17 protein-coding genes are annotated in these 18,023 nt (G+C 59.0%); 7 read left to right on the plus strand and 10 right to left on the minus strand.

The genetic code is table 11. The annotated features are described in order from the left end of the window. Positions 1-5: 5 nt before the first annotated feature. A complete protein-coding gene (locus D3878_RS13670; protein WP_119785995.1) occupies positions 6-1,685 on the minus strand; it encodes a sigma-54-dependent Fis family transcriptional regulator in 1,680 nt (559 codons plus the stop codon). A 273-nt stretch (positions 1,686-1,958) separates the two neighbouring features. Here D3878_RS13670 and D3878_RS13675 point away from each other — a divergent pair, with 273 nt between their 5' ends. The 6 genes from D3878_RS13675 (at position 1,959) to D3878_RS13700 (ending at position 6,903) form a co-directional block, all read left to right on the plus strand. Next, a complete protein-coding gene (locus D3878_RS13675; RefSeq protein WP_119785996.1) occupies positions 1,959-2,855 on the plus strand; it encodes a LysR family transcriptional regulator in 897 nt (298 codons plus the stop codon). 413 nt (positions 2,856-3,268) lie between these two features. Then, positions 3,269-3,670: a hypothetical protein gene (locus D3878_RS13680; protein WP_199688163.1), complete on the plus strand. Its 402-nt coding sequence runs from the start codon at positions 3,269-3,271 to the stop codon at positions 3,668-3,670. After that, positions 3,670-4,944 (plus strand): aromatic ring-hydroxylating oxygenase subunit alpha, encoded by a 1,275-nt coding sequence (locus D3878_RS13685; protein ID WP_199688164.1) that lies wholly within the window; start codon positions 3,670-3,672, stop codon positions 4,942-4,944. The genes D3878_RS13680 and D3878_RS13685 overlap by 1 nt, the downstream gene beginning before the upstream one ends. 67 nt (positions 4,945-5,011) lie before the next feature. Beyond that, complete coding sequence (locus D3878_RS13690) at positions 5,012-5,182, plus strand: rubredoxin (protein ID WP_119785997.1); 171 nt, start codon at positions 5,012-5,014, stop codon at positions 5,180-5,182. Between the two features lie 33 nt (positions 5,183-5,215). Further along, the gene (locus D3878_RS13695) at positions 5,216-6,358 is read left to right on the plus strand and encodes an FAD-dependent oxidoreductase (RefSeq protein ID WP_119785998.1); all 1,143 of its coding nucleotides are present in this window, start codon (positions 5,216-5,218) and stop codon (positions 6,356-6,358) included. A gap of 245 nt (positions 6,359-6,603) precedes the next feature. Continuing rightward, a complete protein-coding gene (locus tag D3878_RS13700) occupies positions 6,604-6,903 on the plus strand; it encodes an NIPSNAP family protein (protein ID WP_119785999.1) in 300 nt (99 codons plus the stop codon). A 288-nt stretch (positions 6,904-7,191) separates the two neighbouring features. Here D3878_RS13700 and bioB read toward each other — a convergent pair whose 3' ends face one another. The 9 genes from bioB to aceK form a co-directional block, all read right to left on the minus strand. After that, the gene (gene bioB / locus D3878_RS13705) at positions 7,192-8,217 is read right to left on the minus strand and encodes a biotin synthase BioB (protein ID WP_119786000.1); all 1,026 of its coding nucleotides are present in this window, start codon (positions 8,215-8,217) and stop codon (positions 7,192-7,194) included. A gap of 81 nt (positions 8,218-8,298) precedes the next feature. After that, the gene (bioD, locus tag D3878_RS13710) at positions 8,299-9,021 is read right to left on the minus strand and encodes a dethiobiotin synthase (RefSeq protein ID WP_119786001.1); all 723 of its coding nucleotides are present in this window, start codon (positions 9,019-9,021) and stop codon (positions 8,299-8,301) included. A 48-nt stretch (positions 9,022-9,069) separates the two neighbouring features. Then, complete coding sequence (gene bioF / locus D3878_RS13715; RefSeq protein ID WP_119786002.1) at positions 9,070-10,254, minus strand: 8-amino-7-oxononanoate synthase; 1,185 nt, start codon at positions 10,252-10,254, stop codon at positions 9,070-9,072. Further along, the gene (gene bioA, locus D3878_RS13720; protein ID WP_119786003.1) at positions 10,251-11,591 is read right to left on the minus strand and encodes an adenosylmethionine--8-amino-7-oxononanoate transaminase; all 1,341 of its coding nucleotides are present in this window, start codon (positions 11,589-11,591) and stop codon (positions 10,251-10,253) included. Before bioA ends, bioF begins: the two co-directional genes overlap by 4 nt. Then, positions 11,549-12,241: an enoyl-CoA hydratase-related protein gene (locus D3878_RS13725; protein ID WP_158592260.1), complete on the minus strand. Its 693-nt coding sequence runs from the start codon at positions 12,239-12,241 to the stop codon at positions 11,549-11,551. Before D3878_RS13725 ends, bioA begins: the two co-directional genes overlap by 43 nt. Before the next feature lie 7 nt (positions 12,242-12,248). Then, entirely contained in the window at positions 12,249-12,677 is a 429-nt protein-coding gene (locus tag D3878_RS13730; RefSeq protein WP_233556329.1) for a YchJ family protein, read from the minus strand. Further along, positions 12,671-13,339 carry an SDR family oxidoreductase gene (locus D3878_RS13735; RefSeq protein WP_119786005.1) on the minus strand — a complete coding sequence of 223 codons (669 nt, stop codon included), beginning with the start codon at positions 13,337-13,339 and terminating at the stop codon, positions 12,671-12,673. The genes D3878_RS13730 and D3878_RS13735 overlap by 7 nt, the downstream gene beginning before the upstream one ends. A 73-nt stretch (positions 13,340-13,412) precedes the next feature. Further along, positions 13,413-14,609, minus strand: a complete 1,197-nt coding sequence (locus D3878_RS13740; RefSeq protein WP_119786006.1) for an acetyl-CoA C-acyltransferase — start codon at positions 14,607-14,609, stop codon at positions 13,413-13,415. A 69-nt stretch (positions 14,610-14,678) separates the two neighbouring features. Next, positions 14,679-16,478, minus strand: a complete 1,800-nt coding sequence (gene aceK / locus D3878_RS13745; protein ID WP_119786007.1) for a bifunctional isocitrate dehydrogenase kinase/phosphatase — start codon at positions 16,476-16,478, stop codon at positions 14,679-14,681. A 168-nt stretch (positions 16,479-16,646) separates the two neighbouring features. Here aceK and D3878_RS13750 point away from each other — a divergent pair, with 168 nt between their 5' ends. Further along, positions 16,647-17,735 (plus strand): MBL fold metallo-hydrolase, encoded by a 1,089-nt coding sequence (locus D3878_RS13750; protein WP_119787895.1) that lies wholly within the window; start codon positions 16,647-16,649, stop codon positions 17,733-17,735. Positions 17,736-18,023: the final 288 nt, after the last annotated feature.

Raw genomic sequence — 18,023 nt, forward strand, 5'->3', positions numbered from 1 at the left:
TACAGCTATTCGCCGGCGCTCTCCGGCCGCTTGGAAAGCCTGTATGACAGTTGGCGGCGCGTGATGCCGAGAAGGCGTGCGGCATGGGTGAGGTTGCCGTTTGCCTTGTCCACAGCAAATTTCAATAGGCTATCCTCGTGGGCATTGAGATCAAAACCATCACTCAACAGCTGCTCGTAATCGTCTGGTGTCCTGACATCCGATTTGCCGTGCAAGTGGCCGTCACTGGCGATCTCTTGGCCTTCTCTCTGCAGTTGCTCGATCTGGGCAAATAAATCGTCCACTTCAATATAGCCGCCCGCCGACACAAGCAATACGCCCCGCTCAATGACATTTTCGAGTTCGCGGATGTTTCCGGGCCACGAATATTGAGACAGCATGAGAAGCGCACGGTCAGTTATACCTCTGACCTTCTTGTGATACCGCGTGCTATGTTTTTCAATTAGCGAATTAATCAGCAAAGGCAAGTCCGCACGCCGCTCGCGCAGCGGAGGTATGGTGATCGGATATGTGGCAAGCCGATAATATAAATCTGCCCGGAAACGTCCGGCAGCAATAGCATCCTGCAAGTTCACATTGGTCGCCGCGACAAGACGCACATCCACCTGGAAAACCCGATTGTCACCGAGCCGCTCCACTTCGCCGGTTTGCAATACCCGCAAGAGCTTGACTTGTGCTGCCAGGCTCATTTCGCCTACTTCGTCCAGAAACAGCGTGCCGCCGTTGGCACGTTCGAAGCGGCCGGGCCTCGATTGGTCTGCCCCTGTATAGGCTCCCTTGGTTACGCCGAACAATTCTGATTCGATCAGATCATGCGGAATCGCAGCGCAGTTAATCGCCACAAACGGCTTGTCTGCGCGTGGTCCGTTATCATGCAGCCATCGCGCGAAACGCTCCTTGCCCACCCCGGTTTCGCCCAGCAGAAGTACGCTGATAGCACTTGGCGCAGCCTTGCTGACAAGGTTAAATGCCTTGCGAAAGCCGTCCGATACGCCGATAAGGCTGCCCGGCATCTTCTCACTCGATAAGGTTTCGCGTAATTGCGCGACTTCTTCCCGCAACTCCGTTAACTCTCCCTGGATGTTGTCGGGACGGAAATAGCACAGATAGTCGGGGTCATCCCAATCTTCTGCCAGCTTGCCGACGATGCGACAATTCGCCGCCCCGCAAGCTTTGCATTCCATTTCGCGAAAAATGACGAGTTTATTGGTGAAGGCTGTTGCATAACCAGACGCATAGCCAATCTGGGTCCAACAAGCATGCTCATTGCCGATGCCGAATTGCTGAATATGCGCTTCGGCTTCGCTGGAATATTCCCAAATGAACTCACCGTGATAAGCGCCTTGCTCAAGATTGATTTTCGAGTCCACAGCACGCACTTTCACCATGCCTTCAAGCATGTGCATTTCCGCACCCAGTAGAAAAACGTCTTCCAGAGCATTGTCTCCGACGATTCTCTTTGCTAGTTCGGCATCTTTTTTGCCTGACTCAAAGCCCATCCGCACCAGAAGCCCACGTGCCCGCTCGACGCCGAGGGAATCGAACAATTCCTTGCGCAAGGCACCGAACGCTTGCGCATGAAGTAAAAACATCCGGTTTTCATGAAGCCATATTTCGCCATTTTCCGGATCGAAGCGAAGCCGCGAGCGCAAATTCAAACGCTCAATTAGGCCTGTCAATTTCATTTCTGTGTGTCTCCGTTATAGTTCACGGGCGAGCGCCACGCCTGATGGCAGAAGCATACGTCCGTATCGCGAGACATGTCCCTCAGGATTAGCTGTGACGAGGGCGTCTGCGATCCATAGTCTAACCTACTGTGGTATATAGTATGCTGCCAAAAACGGGGAAATTTTTCCTCCGAAACATCCGGAAAGCGCGGCTATCCAACCACCTGCTTGTCGCCGCTTTCATCGCAGATTGAACCACTCGTTCACTTCACAGAGGAGTATTGGATAGGCATGGAATTCCGCCACTTGAAATATTTCATTGCAGTCGCAGAAGAACTCCATTTTGGACGTGCGGCAGTTGCTCTGCACATTTCGCAGCCTCCGTTGACACGACAGATTCAACAACTGGAAGAGGCAATTGGCGTCCAGCTGTTCATACGCACGCCCAAGGGTGTCGAACTGACTCAGGCAGGCGAGCTGCTGCTGCAGGAAGGCAAGAATCTATACTCGCTGATAGAACAAACAGTAGAACGGACCCGGCGTGCTGGCCAGGGAAATCTTGGCCGCATCGACATCGCCATTTTCGGCTCAGGCACGCTGGATGTCATTCCCAAACTGTTACTACGCTTCCGTACCATCTATCCAGATGTGAATGTTGTGCTGCACACCATGGTAAAGAGCGAGCAGATCAATGCATTGCGGCAACGAAGAATCACTGTGGGCTTCAACCGTCTGCTGGAGCCTTATCCGGATATTCGCAGCGAGCCGGTAACAACCGAGCCAATCGTGGTTGCTGTGAGCACGCAGCATCCGTTGGCGGAAGAAGAAGAAATTGAGTTACAGGCGCTAAAGAACGAACCAATGGTTTTGTTTCCGACTGGCGCGCGACCAAATTTCATCGACAAGGTCATGGATCTCTGCCGAGGAGAAGGCTTCCTTCCGATCGCATCACAATCGGTTGGAGATGCTGTCACCGGCATTGCGCTTGTCGCCAGTGGCTTTGGAATTTCATTGGTGCCAAAGTCTGCTACCACTTTACAGCTGCCCGGTGTTGTCTATCGCCCGTTGAAAAATGCCCCTAATGCAGTAGTCGACTTGAGCTGCATCTATCGGCATGACGACGAGTCGCCGATTCTGAAGGCATTCCTCGAAGTCGTCAGATCGTTTCACAATGAAAGCATGTTTTAATTGCCGCCACGCACGATGTCCGGGCACACATTGCTGTACCCGGGCATGTGCAGGTTAATGCCCCCCGCGATCAACGAATTCGTCACGCAGATGCATACAGCGTAACGAAAACGTCAAGCTCAGCCCCCATAGCTAATAGCGAACCACAAAAAAATCTTAAGAATCAATGGCTTAAGTTTTGGCCTGTTTATTGCTAGAACAATCGCTGTAGCATAAAAAAGTGCAGCAAGCTTAAGCTGTCGAAATCGATATACGTCGGTTACACATTCATCATTTATGAGGAGACAAGAACAATGATACCTAAAGGTATTTTGCATACTGGCACGCTCACAATCCATATCACGACCGGGCATCAAGCCACCATCAATAGGACGGCAGTCTTGCCACGCATGCTTCGGCAAGGAGATTGAACGATGACGACCAATCGCTTATTGCCGGAAGGCTTCGAGAACCTGGAGCCGTTCGTCGGCTATTGGGTGCGCGACACAAATAATGAACGCTGGAAACAGCGTTCATTGGCATCCATGGAAGACATCCGCAGTTTTTATGATGCCATGCTTGCCCGGGCTGAAGACGCCATCACCCATCTCGACAAGTTCCCGCTCGATCAGATGCCCGAAGATGCTGAACGCCTCTTCAAACTACTTCTGGCCATCGCGCATGCCGCCATGGCTGTCGAAATTCATGGGCAGCCAAGAGCACGTAATGCGAAATTGCGGAACGACCTGAACGTAACGCAGGGCCCCTGGCCATTCGGCGGAGTACGCAATGGCGGCGATCATCAGAAAACTATCGGAAATAAAGAGGTGGGGTAATGAACGACATGACAATCGGGGCAGGCATTGAAGAGGCAGGTGCAAAGGAAAGCTTCACGCTCGCGGCAGGACTGTCCACCGAACCGGTTCCGGTGGATTCGTATATTTCTCCGGATTTTTTTGAACTGGAAAGAAAGCGCGTCTTCGGCAGGGCCTGGCTGTTTGTGGGACGAGTCGACCAACTCCCCGAAGAAAACAGCTACTTTGTCAAGGAAATCGATATTTGCAAGGCATCGGTGCTGGTGACCCGTAACGAAGCAGGCAAAGTACAGGCCTTTCATAATGTCTGTTCCCATCGCGGCAATCTGGTGGTTAACGATGACTGTGGAACAAAAAAGCGCTTTCGCTGCGAGTATCATAACTGGACCTACCAAAATGACGGTGCGCTGATCGGCGTGCCAGACCAGAAAAACTTCTTCAATCTCGACAAGAAAAAATGTGGCCTGACACCGATTGCGACCGGTGTCTGGGAGGGCTGGATTTTCGTTAACATGCAACGCGAACCGGAAATCAGTCTCGAAGAATTTTTAGGACCCTATGGCAAAGCCTATGCCGGCGTACCATTCGGGGAAGACCATGAAACATTGGTCATTGAAGCGCGCTTCAATGCCAACTGGAAGCTGATCATGGATGCATTTGCCGAGTCTTACCATGTCCCGGCAATTCACCCCGGCACGCTGGCACCAGGATTCGCAAATCCGGTGCACAACAAATATGCACGGCCGTTGAGCGGAAATACATTCGGCCTGCATGCCGCCTGGTCCGCTTACGGCAATCCGGAGTACGCTCCGCCACCCGACTCGGAAGTGGAACGTATCGCCTGCAAAATTGATACCGGCGGCCTGCTGGGCAGCGATGTGAACGACGAGGTTCTGCGACTGCGGGCGCACCCGGCAATCAATCCAACCAAAGAGTCCTGCTGGTCGGCAGACGTCACCTCAATCTTCCCCAATTTCAATATCGATTACTCGACCGGCGGTTACTGGACGCACGAATTCTGGCCACTGTCCCGCGACGCGACACATTGGATTCTCACCATCCGGATACCGAAGGCAAGCTCGGTTCGTCACCGGCTGCAGCTGGAACACTATGCCGCCCGCTGGGCTGAAATCGTACTCGAAGACGTTACCAACTGCGAGCGCATCCAGAAAGGCCTGGAATCCGGCGCCAAGGACGTAATGATTCTGCAGGACGGCGAATTCATGATCCGCCATATGCAGGAAACCCTGCGCAAATGGGTCAATGCCGAAACTGTCGCCGATGCAATGAAGTGACCGCCAGCTGGCGAGCCGGCACGGCGCCGGTCGCCAGCGCTATCGAATAACAAGGAATTGCAAAAAAATGAATAGATGGGTATGCGTGATATGTGGCTGGGAATATGACGAAAGCAAGGGCATGCCTGAACATGGCGTTCCACCCGGCACCCGCTGGGAAGATATTCCCGACGACTGGGAATGTCCAGACTGTGGCGTAGGGAAAGCAGATTTCGAAATGGCCATGGTTGCAACTTAATTAGCGCCACCGCGCTTCAGGGATAAACTAAAAATGCAACCGATCATCATTGTCGGCAGTGGACTTGCGGGATATACCGTCGCACGGGAATTTCGCAAACTGGACGCAACCACACCATTGAAAATCGTCAGCCGTGACTGCGGCAGCTTTTATTCGAAGCCAATGCTGTCCAATGTCTTTCATCAAAAAAAAGACCCTGCCAAGATCGCCAGCTATTCCGCTGCTCAAATGGCCGAGCAGTTGCACGCCGAAGTACTTCCCTACAGCAGTGTGACGGCACTGGATCCGGCGACCCGCACCATCCAGATCAACCACCAGGACACCGGCTACCAATCGCTGGTGTTAGCACTGGGTGCCGACCAACGCCGAATCGATCTTGCCGGCGATGCGGCAGAAGACGTACTGTCGGTCAATGACCTGGCGGACTATCTCCGCTTCCATACCTTGCTGCATGACAAGCGCCGAGTAGCGATACTAGGTGCGGGCTTGATCGGCTGCGAGTTTGCCAATGATTTGACAAGCGGCGGCATCACGGTCGATCTGATCGATCCGGCGTCTTGGCCATTGAGCCGTTTTTTACCAGAGCCCGCCGGACAGGTGATGGCGGATGCGCTGAGCGGCATCGGCGTACAGTTGTGGCCAGGCTGCACTCCGGTGGCTGTCGACCGCAGCGATGATGGCTACCGCCTGTCGCTCTCTGGCGGGAAATCACTTCAGGTCGATCTGGTGCTGTCGGCAATCGGGCTTGTACCACGAATTATGCTGGCACAGGCCGCCGGCCTGACGACTGCGCGCGGCATCGTGACAGATGCCTGCTTGCGCACGAGCGCCGAGCATGTTTATGCAATCGGCGATTGTGCCGAGGTCGAAAACCTGCTGCTACCGTATGTGATGCCAATCATGCAGTGTGCCCGCGCATTGGCCAAAACGCTGTTCGGCACGCCTGCCAAGGTAACTTATCCTGCAATGCCCGTGGTCGTCAAAACCCCTGCAATGCCAACCGTGGTAGCACCGCCATTGCAACAAGACGGCGCCTGGGAAACTGACGGGAAAGCAGGCAGCATGCGCGCCGTATACCGCAACGCCGACAGTAGCGTGGGCGGCTTTGCACTGTTGGGAGACCGTGTAGAAGAGAAGGGCGCCTTGTTAAAGCAAATAGCGCCTTGGCGCATCTAGTACTGCAGTTATATGCCGATTGGAGCGGAGGATATTGAAAGTGGTCGACTGTCTTCTCCGGCGGCCATCATCATGCCATTCCCCATGCTTGCCGCTTCAACTGTAGGTGTGCCCAGTTATGAATTACAGCTGTAATACCAGGTACTTGCAGCTTTGCAATCTGAAAGTGAATAACGTGTTCTTTCATCGGCCCACGAAACACTTTCAGTTGGACTATAAATTAATTCAATTAAAGGAGACTCACAATGTCCATGAATCTTGTTGTTCTCATCAAAATTAAATATGGGCGTGTCGAAGAAGCCGTCAGTATTCTTAAAGAGATAGCGCAGTTTCTTGAGCCTCACGGCTGGAAGCTGCTCGCTTCCTACACCCCATTCATAGGAGATTTGGGCCATCTCTATGATATTTGGGAAGTGCCGGATGCAAACGCCGTACCGAATGCTCTCACGGCTCTTGCTGGCAATAAAAAATGGGAGGAAGTCTTCGCTCGCTGGAGCGATGTCTGTGAATCAGAGCACATCTCCGTCTGCGCAAAAGTGATCTAGCCAGCCGGCTCTATTCTCCAGGAGCAGTACGAAAATGATATGTTGGTGATTGCTTGAAATTAAGCCAATTTCCTCAATGCTCCTCGTTACCGTTTGCCCCCGCATTAACGCATTGACTGGCACACATCACCCGGTACTTGTAACAAGTACCGGGTCCGGGCCATCAAGCTGATGGTCTTATAAAAACTCCAGAATGTGGCGCCAAATCACGTCGCCCCCGGTAGAGGATGCACTGCCCCCTCCGCGCACGGCATTGCCGTCGGCTCAACAATCTCTTAGGCGTTATGCTTAGCCATCAATCTCGCAGCGCGCATCCACGGCGGTGCCGCGCGCGACCATGCCCAACTTGTCCAGCAGGGCGCGGTCGGCATCGATTTCCGGATTGCCCGTGGTGAGCAGCTTTTCACCATAGAAGATCGAATTGGCGCCCGCCACGAAGCACAAGGCCTGCACCGCCTCGCCCATCTGCCGGCGCCCGGCCGACAGCCGCACGCGCGCCTTGGGCATGGTGATCCGGGCCACCGCCACGGTGCGCACGAATTCCAGCGGGTCCAGCGCCTCGGTGCCGTACAGGGGGGTGCCTTCCACCTGCACCAGGTTATTCACCGGCACCGATTCCGGGTACGGCTCCATGTTGGCCAGCTGAGCGATCAGGCCGGCGCGCTGAAGGCGCGATTCGCCCATGCCGACGATGCCGCCGCTGCAGACCTTGATGCCGGCGCCGCGCACCCGCCCCAGGGTGTCGAGCCGGTCCTGGTATTCACGGGTGGAAATGACGTCGCCATAGAATTCCGGCGCCGTATCGAGGTTGTGGTTGTAGTAATCCAGGCCGGCGGCGCGCAGGCGTTCGGCCTGGCCCTGTCCCAGCATGCCGAGGGTGACGCAGGTTTCCAGGCCCAGGGCCTTCACCTCGCGCACCATCTCTTCGACCTTCACCAGGTCGCGGTCCTTGGGCTCGCGCCAGGCCGCGCCCATGCAGAAACGGTTGGCGCCCTGCGCCTTGGCTTCACGCGCGGCCTGCAGCACGGTGTCGAGCGGCAGGATTTTTTCAGCCACCACGCCAGTGTCGTAGCGCGCCGCCTGCGGGCAATAGCCGCAATCCTCGGAGCAGCCGCCGGTCTTGATCGACAGGAGCGTGGCCAGTTCGACTTCGCTCGGGTTGAAGTGCGCGCGATGTACCTGCTGGGCGCGGTACAGCAATTCGGTAAAGGGCAGCTCGAACAGCGCGGCGATGGCTTCCACCGGCCACTTGTCGGCGACGATGGGCGCCACAGGCGCGGGGGTAGGTTGGAATACCAGGGGTTGCGACGACATCAAAAATCCTTTTCAGGCAATCGCTTTCAGCCGCATGCAAGCAGGCCTGAAAGCCACAATGTTAATCAATTCCTTGCAAATTCATTCACGCGAGCCGCGTTGCGCCGTTACTACCGGCCATCCGGGCAGGCTGGAAAAATCCAGGTGTGCCGCAGCGGCCGCCGGCAGTGCCGCCGGCAGGCGCGGCACGCATCCCAGGAGCGGCGCCGGCAGGCGCGCGCTGAGGGTTTCAAGGTTGGCGATGCCATGCTGCATTGACAGATCGACCACGTTGGCCGCCCAGCCGACCAGCTTCAGGCCGCGCGCAGCAATCGCCTCGGCGGTCAGCAAGGCATGGCTGATGCATCCCAGCCGCAGGCCAACCACCATGACTACCGGCAGGCCCAGTTGCTGCGCCAGATCGGCGGTGTCAAAACGGTCGGTGAGCGGCACGCGAAAACCGCCGACACCCTCGACCACCACCGCCTGCGCCATGCCAGCCACGCGATCATAGCAGGACTGAATGTGCTGCGGGTCGATTTCGATCCCTTCCATGGCGGCAGCGATATGCGGCGAAGCCGGTTCGCGCAGCAGGTAGGGCGTGGCCAGTTCCACCGGCAAAGGCACCGAGGCTGCCGCCGCCAGCGCATCGGCATCGTCGTTATGCAAGGCGCCATCGCGCAGTACCGCGCCGGCGGCCACCGGCTTCATGCCGGCGGCGCGGATGCGGTTTTCCGCCAGCACATGCAGCATGGCCGAGGCGATCAGGGTCTTGCCGATATCGGTATCGGTGCCGGTGATGAAATATGCGCAAGATGCAGTCATCTGGAGCCTCCTGTTTGTTGTGAGAACATGTGTTTCAGCAGCCGTGACTCATGCCGTCCTGGCTTCCAGCGCATTGAGGGCGCGCGCCAGTTGTGCGACCTGTTCCACGGTATGCGACGCCGACAGTGTCACGCGCAGGCGCGCGGTGTCCCGTGGCACGGTCGGCGGACGGATGGCCGGCACCCACAAGCCTTGCTCATGCAGGGCGGCGGCGGCATCGAGCGACTCCTGGTTGGCGCCGATCACCACCGGCTGGATCGCCGTGATCGATGGCAGGCGCTGCCAGCGTTGCAGCGTCAGCGTGGCATCCAGCTGGCCGATCAGCGCTTGCAAGTGTGCGCGGCGCGCGTGCCCTTCCGTACCGGCGATCAGGTCCAGGCTGGTCAGCAAGGCATGCGCCAGGGCCGGTGCGGCGGCGGTGGTATAAATATAGGGGCGGGAGCGCTGCACCAGCCATTCGATCACGGTTTCGTGGGCAGCGACAAAGGCGCCGCCGACACCTGCCGCCTTGCCGAGCGTGCCCATGTAGACCAGGTTGGGCGAACGCAGGCCGAAATGTTCGAGGGCGCCGCGGCCATGCTCGCCCAGCACGCCGAAACCGTGTGCATCGTCGATCACCAGCCAGGCGTCATGACGCTCGCACAAGGCGAGCAGTTGCGGCAGCGGCGCGATATCGCCATCCATGCTGAAGACACTGTCGGTGACGACCAGTTTGGTGGCGGCGGTGCTGGCGATGAGCATCTTTTCCAGCGCGTCAATATCGCCATGCGGATAGACCTGCACCTGCGCGCGCGCCAGGCGGCAACCATCGATCAGCGAGGCGTGGTTCATGCCCTCGGAAAAAATCATTGCGTCGGCGCCGCCCAGCGCGCCCAGCAGCGCCAGGTTGGCCATGTAGCCGGTGCAAAAATACAGCGCGCGGGCCTGTTCCAGATGCGGCGCCAGGAACTCCGCCAGTCTTTCTTCCAGTTGCGCATGGGCGCGGCCATGGCCGCTGACCAGGTGCGAGGCGCCACTGCCGGCGCCATACAGACTCGCGCCCTCGCGCAAGGCTTCGACCACCTGAGGGTGCGCCGCCAGGCCGAGGTAATCGTTGCTGCAGAAGGCCAGCATGTCGCGGCCATCGACGACGACACGCGGCGCGCAGGGCGAATCGGCAGTGCGGCGACGGCGCTGCAGGCTTTGCACCTGCAGCTGGCCCAGCTGTTGCTGAAGATCGTCGAGCAGTTTCATCCTTTGAGTACCTTTTCAAATACGCTGTGCGTGCGCTCGGCCAGCAGGTCGATTTCCTGTTCATCGAGGATATACGGCGGCATCAGGTAGACCGTGGTGCCGATCGGACGCAGCAGCAATTCATGCTCGAGCGCGGTGGTGAAGAAACGGCGCGAGAAGCTTTGCGCCTGCTGTGCATCGTCGATCACCGCATCGAAGGCCCAGATCATGCCGCGCTGGCGGAAATGACGCACCTGTTCGTGCTGCGCCAGCGGCGCCAGCGCCTGGGTAATACGCGCGGCCTTGTCGCGGTTGCGATTCAGGACATCGTCTTCCTCGAAGATCGCCAGGGTCGCCAGCGCAGCGCGGCACGCCAGCGGATTGCCGGTAAACGAATGCGAGTGCAAAAAGCCGCGCGCGACATCCCGATCGTAGAAGGCCTGGTAGATCGCATCGGTGCTCATCACCAGCGACAGCGGCAGGTAGCCGCCGCTGATGCCCTTGGACAGGCACAGGAAGTCCGGCCAGATGCCGGCCTGCTCGCAGGCGAAGAAAGTGCCGGTGCGGCCGTTGCCGACCGCGATCTCATCGGCGATCAGGTGCACGCCGTAACGGTCGCACAGGGCGCGCACCTCGCGCAGGTAGGCAGGGTCGTGCATGGCCATGCCTGTTGCGCACTGCACCAGCGGCTCGACGATTACTGCGGCAATGTGGTCGGCGCGCTCCTGCAGCAATCGCTCCAGATCGCCGGCGGCGCGCAAGGCGACATCCGCCGCCGATTCGCCATCGCGCGTAGCGCGGGCATCGGGGCTGGCCACCACGTGCACCTGCTGCAGCAGGCTGCCGTAGGCTTCGCGAAACAGCGGCACATCGGTGACCGCCAGCGCGCCCAGGGTCTCGCCGTGATAACTGTTCTTGATGCAGACGAATTCGCGCTTGCTCGCACGGCCGCCATTGCGCCAGGCGTGCACGCTCATCTTCAGGGCGATCTCGACGGCGGAAGCGCCATCGGAAGCGTAGAAGCAATGGCCGAGGGCGTGGCCGGTGCGCTGCGCCAGCTGCTCGGAAAGCTCGATCACCGGCTCGTGGGTGAAGCCGGCCAGCATGGCATGCTCGAGGCGGTCGAGCTGGTCTTTCAGCGCTGCATTGATGCGCGGATTGGCATGGCCGAACAGGTTCACCCACCAGGAACTGATGGCGTCCAGGTAGCGCCGGCCGTCGGCGTCATACAGCCAGGCGCCCTGGCCACGCGCCACCGGCACCAGCGGCACGTTTTCATGATGCTGCATTTGCGTACAGGGATGCCAGACGCTTTTCAGGCTGCGGGCGATCCAGTCGGCTTGTTTACTTTGTTCCAAATAACGTCTCCAAAAACTTTTTTCCTGTCGGCCTGCAGCAGGGCAGCGACGATGGCATCGGCGCGTTCGTCCAGCGCATCGGCCGCCACCGCTTCGTGCACCAGGCCGAATTGTTTGGCTTCAAAGGCGGAAAAACGTTCCGCCGTCAGCAGATAGCGCCGCGTCGCGCGCGCGCCCATGGCTTGCGCCACCCAGGGAATATGCGCCACAGGCGCCACGTCGGGCTGCATGTCGGGCTGCAACTCGGGCAGGCGGAAGCCGGCATGGCCGGCGGCCAGCGCGATGTCGCAGGCGGCCACCAGTCCAGTGCCGGCGCCATGACAGTCGCCCTGCACTTTCGCCACCACCGGCACGGCGCAGGCATGGATGGCCTGCAGCAGGGCCGCCAGGCGCGCCTCCGCGCCGCAGCGGTCTGCCGCATTGGCAAGCAGCTGCTGGCGCCAATCGGGATCAATGCCCAGGCAGAATTGCGGACCGCGCGCTGCCAGCACGATCGCACGCAACTGCGCAATAGCGCCGAGTTCTGCGAATACCGCAATCAGTTCATCCAGCATGCGGGAATCGAGGACATTGTACTGCCCCGGGCGGTTCAGCCAGACTGTCGCCAGCATGCCGCCGCCATGCTCGATTTGCAGGGTGTGATAAGTCATGCGGCCCTCATGCGCCACCATCCGGAAAGCTGCCGTCCACATAATACCAGCGTCCCGCCTCGCGGATAAAGCGGCTCACTTCATGCATGCGCTGCGCCCGCCCGCCTACCTTGTAGCGGGCGACAAATTCAACCACGCCCTCGTCGCCGGTGCCGGCATGCCGGCGCACGTCCAGTCCCAGCCATTTCATGCCCGGCTCGGCAGAGATCAACGGCCCCTCGGGCAAGGTACGCGGACACCAGGTGGCGCGCACATAGGCTTCGTCGCCCAGCGTATAGGCGCTATAGCGCGAACGCATCAATTCTTCGGGGGTTTGCGGGATTTTTCCTTGCGCAATGAAACGGCCGCAGCACGCCGCATAATCGCTGCCGCCGCATGGACACCTGGAGATTTCACTGGTGCGCGCCATCGACTTGGAACCGGCCTTGCTTACCATGGCAGCCGGGTGCCGTCATGGCTATAGAAACTGCCGCTATCGCCGGGCTGCAATTTGCCGATCACATCCAGCATGTCTTCAACGCTTTGTTCCACCGGGACGGGTGCGTTCGGTCCGCCTATGCCGGTTTGCACCCAGCCCGGGTGCAATGCCACGAAAGTCGCATGGCGGTAGTCGAAGGAGGCCGACTTGACCACCATGTCGAGCGCGGCCTTGGAGACGCGGTAGACCCAGCCGATGCTGGCGGTGGCGCTGCCGATGCTGCCCATGATGCTGGAGATGAAAACGCACTTGCCGCGCGCTGCTTCCACCATCGGCGCCACGGTCGGGATCAGTTGCATGGCGCCCAGCACATTGGCGTGCATCACCTGGTCGAATGCGGCGCTGGTCGGCGCCGTTTCGGCGCCATGGCCGGGCCCATAGACGCCGGCGACAAACAGCGCCAGGTCCAGCTTTTCGCCATCGAGCTGCCAGCCGAGCGTGGCGATCGAGTCGGTTTGCGCCACATCCAGCTTCAGCGCTTGCGCTCCGGCGCTCTGCAATTCCGCCAGGCTGGCGTCGTCGCGCGCGGTCGCCCAGACCTTCCAGCCATCCCGTAATAATTGCCTGACGAATTCGCGGCCGATACCGCGCGAGGCGCCAATGACGAGAGCGGTCGGCATACTGTTCTTTCTGTTTCAGTCCTGATGCATCTGCAGGCCAGCCCCTCGCCGTCGCCGGGAGGGGCTTCCGGCATTACATCAACTCGATGGCCATGGCGGTGCCTTCGCCGCCGCCGATGCACAGCGCAGCCACGCCGCGCTTGCCACCGGTGCGCTGCAGGGCGCCGATCAGGGTGACGATGATGCGCGCGCCGGAGGCGCCGATCGGATGACCCAGGGCGCAGGCGCCGCCATGGACATTGACTCTTTCGTGCGGAATGTTGTGCTCCTTCATGGCCGCCATCGGCACCGCTGCGAACGCCTCGTTGATCTCGAACAGGTCGACTTCCTCGGTGCTCCAGCCGACCTTGCTGTAGAGCTTGGCGATGGCGCCGACCGGTGCGGTGGTGAACCATTCCGGCGCCTGCGAGTGGCGGGCGTGGCCGAGGATCCTGGCGATCGGTTTGCAGCCGAGTTTTTTCGCGGTCGATTCGCGCATCAGCACCAGCGCGGCGGCACCGTCGTTGATCGAGGAGGACGAGGCAGCGGTGATGGTGCCATCTTTCTTGAATGCCGGCTTCAGGCTCGGGATCTTGTCGAGCTTGGCCTTGAGCGGGCCTTCATCCTTGTCGATGACGACATCGCCGCCACGGCCGGAGATGGTGACCGCGGCGATTTCCGGCGCAAACCAGCCGTTGGCAGTGGCTGCCTGGGCGCGCTTGACCGATTCAATGGCGAAGGCATCCTGATCGGCGCGGGTAAAGCCATACTTGGCGGCGCAATCCTCGCCAAAGGTGCCCATCGAACGGCCGGCGCCGCTCGCATCACGCGCATAGGCGTCTTCCAGGCCGTCATACATCATGTGGTCGAAGATCATGCCGTGGCCGATGCGGTAGCCGCCGCGCGCCTTCGGCACCAGGTAGGGCGCGTTGGTCATGGATTCCATGCCGCCGGTGACCACCACTTCGTTGGTGCCGGCAACGATGGAATCATAGCCATACATGGTGGCCTGCATGGCGGCGCCACACATCTTGGAGAGGGTCACGGCGCCGGTCGAGGTCGGCAACCCGGCCTTGATCAGGGCCTGGCGTGCGGGCGCCTGGCCCTGCCCTGCCATCAGGCAATTACCGAAAATGACATCCTGCACTTGCTCGGGTGCCAAGCCGGCACGCTCGACGGCGGCGCGGATGGCGACCGCGCCCAGCTCATTGGCCGAAAGCGTGGAAAAGTCGCCCTGGAACGCGCCCATGGGCGTGCGGGCGGCACCGACGATAACGATGGGATCTTGCATGATGGTCTCTCCAAGTAGTTAAAAATGTTAGTTAGAAAGTGTTGGGGACAGAGTACCGCTGCCCCCAATTTAGTAACTTGCTTGCGCGGATGCGCTCGCTGCATGCGGCTGGTTGCAAAAGCGCATTTCCTGAGGATAAGGGAATACATCCTCGATATACCCCTGCATTATCCGCTGTTTACGATTCTGCCAGAATTCCGGCGTGAGCAAGTCGGCATGATGCTTGAGGAAATATTTGCGCACGCTGGGGTTACCCAGCAAGAAGGTTTCAAACTGCTCGGGGAAAACGTCGTGCTTGCCGACCGGATACCAGGGCTCGGCCGACATTTCATCCTCTTCATTGCGCGCGACCGGAATGGCGCGGAAGTTGCAATCGGTGATGTACTCGATTTCATCATAATCGTAAAACACCACGCGGCCATGCTTGGTCACGCCAAAGTTCTTGTACAGCATGTCGCCAGGAAAAATATTGGCGCCGACCAGATCCTTGATGGCATTGCCATATTCCTTGATACCGTGTTCCAGCGCATCCGCGTCGCCACGCTCCTCGGCTTTCGTCAGCCAGATATTCAGCGGCACCATGCGGCGTTCGATATACAGGTGGCGGATGACGATCTGTTCGCTCTCTTCCTCGACCAGCGACGGCGCCACCTCCTTCAATTCCGCCAGCAATTCCTTGGAAAAGCGCTCGCGTGGAAAAGCCACATGGGAAAATTCCAGGGTATCGGCCATGCGGCCGACGCGATCGTGGTTTTTCACCAGCAGGTATTTTTCCGCCACCAGCGCCGGCGTGGTGTCCTTGGGCGGCGGGAAATAATCCTTGATCAGCTTGAACACGTAAGGGAAGGACGGCAATTCGAACACCACCATCACCAGGCCGCGGATGCCGGGCGAGGCCTGGAAACGGTCGGAGGAATGATGCAGGTGGTGCAGGAAGTCGCGATAGAACAATCCCTTGCCGAGCTTTTGCAAGCCCAGGATGGTATAGATCTCGCTGCGCGGCTTGTAGGGCATCATGCTGCGCAGGAAATGCACATAGGCCGATGGCACTTCCATGTCCACCATGAAATAGGCGCGAGTGAACGAAAACAGCACCGTGATCAGGGCCGGGTCGAAGATCACGGTATCGAGCAGCAGCCTGCCCTTGCGGTTCTGCAGGATCGGAATCACGAACGGATAAATGCGGTTGCCGTTGATGCCCTTGCCGACGATATAGGCGCCCTTGTTACGGTAAAACAGGCTGGCCAGCACCTGCACCTGGTAGTTGGATTCGATCTCGACATTGCCGAAGATTGCATCCATACGCTGCTCGACGTAGGCGGCATCGCGGTCGAGATCGACGAACTCGCTCTGCAACTTGAACTCGTTGACGACGTGCTTCCAGACATTGCGCATGCCTTCGCGTCCCGGGTAATACACCCGGTAGGTCGGTATGCCCTGCACCGGCTCGATGTATTCGGTGGAGACCGCCGGACGCACGAAGATGAAATCGTTATGGAAGTAGGTACGGTGCAGGATGCTGCAACACACCGAATTGAAGAAAATTTCCGCCAGTTCCGGCTGCTTGTGGTTGATCAGCAGGCCGATATAGTGCAACTTGACCTCGCGCCAGACTTCGTCCGACAAGTCGTCCGGGGCGTATTCATCCTCCAGAATCTGCACGCACTCCTGCACGCGCTTGTCGTAATAGGAAATCCGCTCGCGCGCGGTGCGCTGGGCGTTGGCCCAGTCGCTCTTTTCGAAAAAATCCTTGGCTTGCTGGCTGACCTGGCGGAACAGCCGGTAATGCTTGTCGAAACCATCGAGGATGGTGCGCGCGATATCGAAAGCGATCTGCGAAGACAGCAGTTTGGGGAAGTCGGGTTGCATCTGACTCTTTACAAGAGGGCCGGAGCCGCTAGTTTAACCAATTGCGTTTAAAATCCCGTTGCAATGAAGCGCATTGTAGGCGCATGCAACACAAAAGAAAATGCGCCGGAAATTGCGATAATTGCAATTCCCATGCCCACGACCCCTGGACCGCTCCTGCCGCCCCTCATGAATCCACTTGAATCCCAGCTCGACTACCCCTTCGCTGACAACCTGCCCGCGCCAGCCACCCTCATACAAGTCGCGCCCGGCGTGTACTGGCTGCGCATGGGCCTGCCCTTCGCCCTGAACCACATCAACCTGTGGCTACTGGAAGATGAAATGGCGGGCGACGCTGGCCCGGTGAAAGGCTGGACCATCGTCGATTGCGGCATCGCCAACGATGCCACCCGTGCCGCCTGGGAATCGATATTCGCCAACCAATTGCGCGGCCTGCCGGTCTTGCGCGTGATCGCCACCCATTTCCATCCTGACCATCTCGGCCTGGCCGACTGGCTGTGCCGGCGCTGGCAGGCGCCGCTGTGGATGAGCGCCGGCGAATACGCGTTTGCCCGCATGATGCACGCCAAGCTGCCTGGCGTCGCTGATGCCGCGATGTTCCCGCACCTGCAACGCCATGGCATGCAGGACAGCGCCATGCCGGCACTGCTCGACGCACGCAAAAATTACTATCCTTCGCTGGTGCCGGCAGTGCCGGAATCCTACATCCGCCTGCAGGACGGCCAGGTGCTGCCGATCGGCGGCCGCGACTGGCGGGTCATCACCGGCTTCGGCCATGCGCCGGAGCACGTGGCGCTGCACTGCGACAGCCTCGGCGTGCTGATTTCCGGCGATATGGTGCTGCCGCGGATTTCCACCAATGTCTCGGTGTTTCCTATCGAACCGCAAGCCAATCCGGTCCAGCTCTACCTCGACTCGCTGGGCAAGTACGACGCGCTCGCCGCCGAGACCCTGGTGCTGCCATCGCACGGCAAGCCCTTCCGTGGCCTCCATGTCCGCATCAATCAATTGCGCGAACACCATGCTGAACGTCTCGCGGAAGTGCTGGAAGCCTGTCGCGAAGCGCCACGCTCGGCGGCCGATATCGTGCCGATCATGTTTCGCCGTGCACTCGATGCGCACCAGTTGACCTTTGCCCTGGGCGAGGCGCTCGCGCACCTGCACCAGTTGTGGCTTGCGGGCCACTTGCGGCGCCTGCAAGGCGCCGACGGGGTGTTCCGCTTCACGCTTGCCGCCCCAGAGGCAGAGAATTTGTAACCAATTGCAGAAGCAACAATGACTTTCATTGACCGGTCAGCCGTATTGACCGCCGCTGGAAAACCGCGCTGAAAACGACGCTAAGTCCTGCCAATACGGCACCCCTCAAAAAGTTGCCTAACAAACAATGCCGCTTCCACCCCTGCAAGTTCACCGGCATGGCACCGCAATGTAACTGAATGTAACTGAATTTCCGGCTGACATGTCGTGTAATTTACATTACACTTGCTGTATAGTTTGCAATGGTTTTTGTGAACATTAATCGTCGCTTCCCTGAGATGTGCGACA

The organism is Noviherbaspirillum sedimenti (genome assembly GCF_003590835.1).
GTDB classification, from domain to species: domain Bacteria; phylum Pseudomonadota; class Gammaproteobacteria; order Burkholderiales; family Burkholderiaceae_D; genus Paucimonas; species Paucimonas sedimenti.

What these genes read in the sequence shown, in the direction of transcription:
- bioD (WP_119786001.1), bottom strand. Translation starts at nt 9,021, where the DNA reads ATGACTGCATCTTGCGCATATTTCATCACCGGCACCGATACCGATATC.
- D3878_RS13685 (WP_199688164.1), top strand. Translation starts at nt 3,670, where the DNA reads ATGAACGACATGACAATCGGGGCAGGCATTGAAGAGGCAGGTGCAAAG.
- bioB (WP_119786000.1), bottom strand. Translation starts at nt 8,217, where the DNA reads ATGTCGTCGCAACCCCTGGTATTCCAACCTACCCCCGCGCCTGTGGCG.
- D3878_RS13735 (WP_119786005.1), bottom strand. Translation starts at nt 13,339, where the DNA reads ATGCCGACCGCTCTCGTCATTGGCGCCTCGCGCGGTATCGGCCGCGAA.
- aceK (WP_119786007.1), bottom strand. Translation starts at nt 16,478, where the DNA reads ATGCAACCCGACTTCCCCAAACTGCTGTCTTCGCAGATCGCTTTCGAT.
- D3878_RS13690 (WP_119785997.1), top strand. Translation starts at nt 5,012, where the DNA reads ATGAATAGATGGGTATGCGTGATATGTGGCTGGGAATATGACGAAAGC.
- D3878_RS13675 (WP_119785996.1), top strand. Translation starts at nt 1,959, where the DNA reads ATGGAATTCCGCCACTTGAAATATTTCATTGCAGTCGCAGAAGAACTC.
- D3878_RS13725 (WP_158592260.1), bottom strand. Translation starts at nt 12,241, where the DNA reads ATGACTTATCACACCCTGCAAATCGAGCATGGCGGCGGCATGCTGGCG.
- D3878_RS13680 (WP_199688163.1), top strand. Translation starts at nt 3,269, where the DNA reads ATGACGACCAATCGCTTATTGCCGGAAGGCTTCGAGAACCTGGAGCCG.
- D3878_RS13700 (WP_119785999.1), top strand. Translation starts at nt 6,604, where the DNA reads ATGTCCATGAATCTTGTTGTTCTCATCAAAATTAAATATGGGCGTGTC.
- bioF (WP_119786002.1), bottom strand. Translation starts at nt 10,254, where the DNA reads ATGAAACTGCTCGACGATCTTCAGCAACAGCTGGGCCAGCTGCAGGTG.
- D3878_RS13740 (WP_119786006.1), bottom strand. Translation starts at nt 14,609, where the DNA reads ATGCAAGATCCCATCGTTATCGTCGGTGCCGCCCGCACGCCCATGGGC.
- D3878_RS13670 (WP_119785995.1), bottom strand. Translation starts at nt 1,685, where the DNA reads ATGAAATTGACAGGCCTAATTGAGCGTTTGAATTTGCGCTCGCGGCTT.
- D3878_RS13695 (WP_119785998.1), top strand. Translation starts at nt 5,216, where the DNA reads ATGCAACCGATCATCATTGTCGGCAGTGGACTTGCGGGATATACCGTC.
- D3878_RS13730 (WP_233556329.1), bottom strand. Translation starts at nt 12,677, where the DNA reads ATGGTAAGCAAGGCCGGTTCCAAGTCGATGGCGCGCACCAGTGAAATC.
- D3878_RS13750 (WP_119787895.1), top strand. Translation starts at nt 16,647, where the DNA reads ATGAATCCACTTGAATCCCAGCTCGACTACCCCTTCGCTGACAACCTG.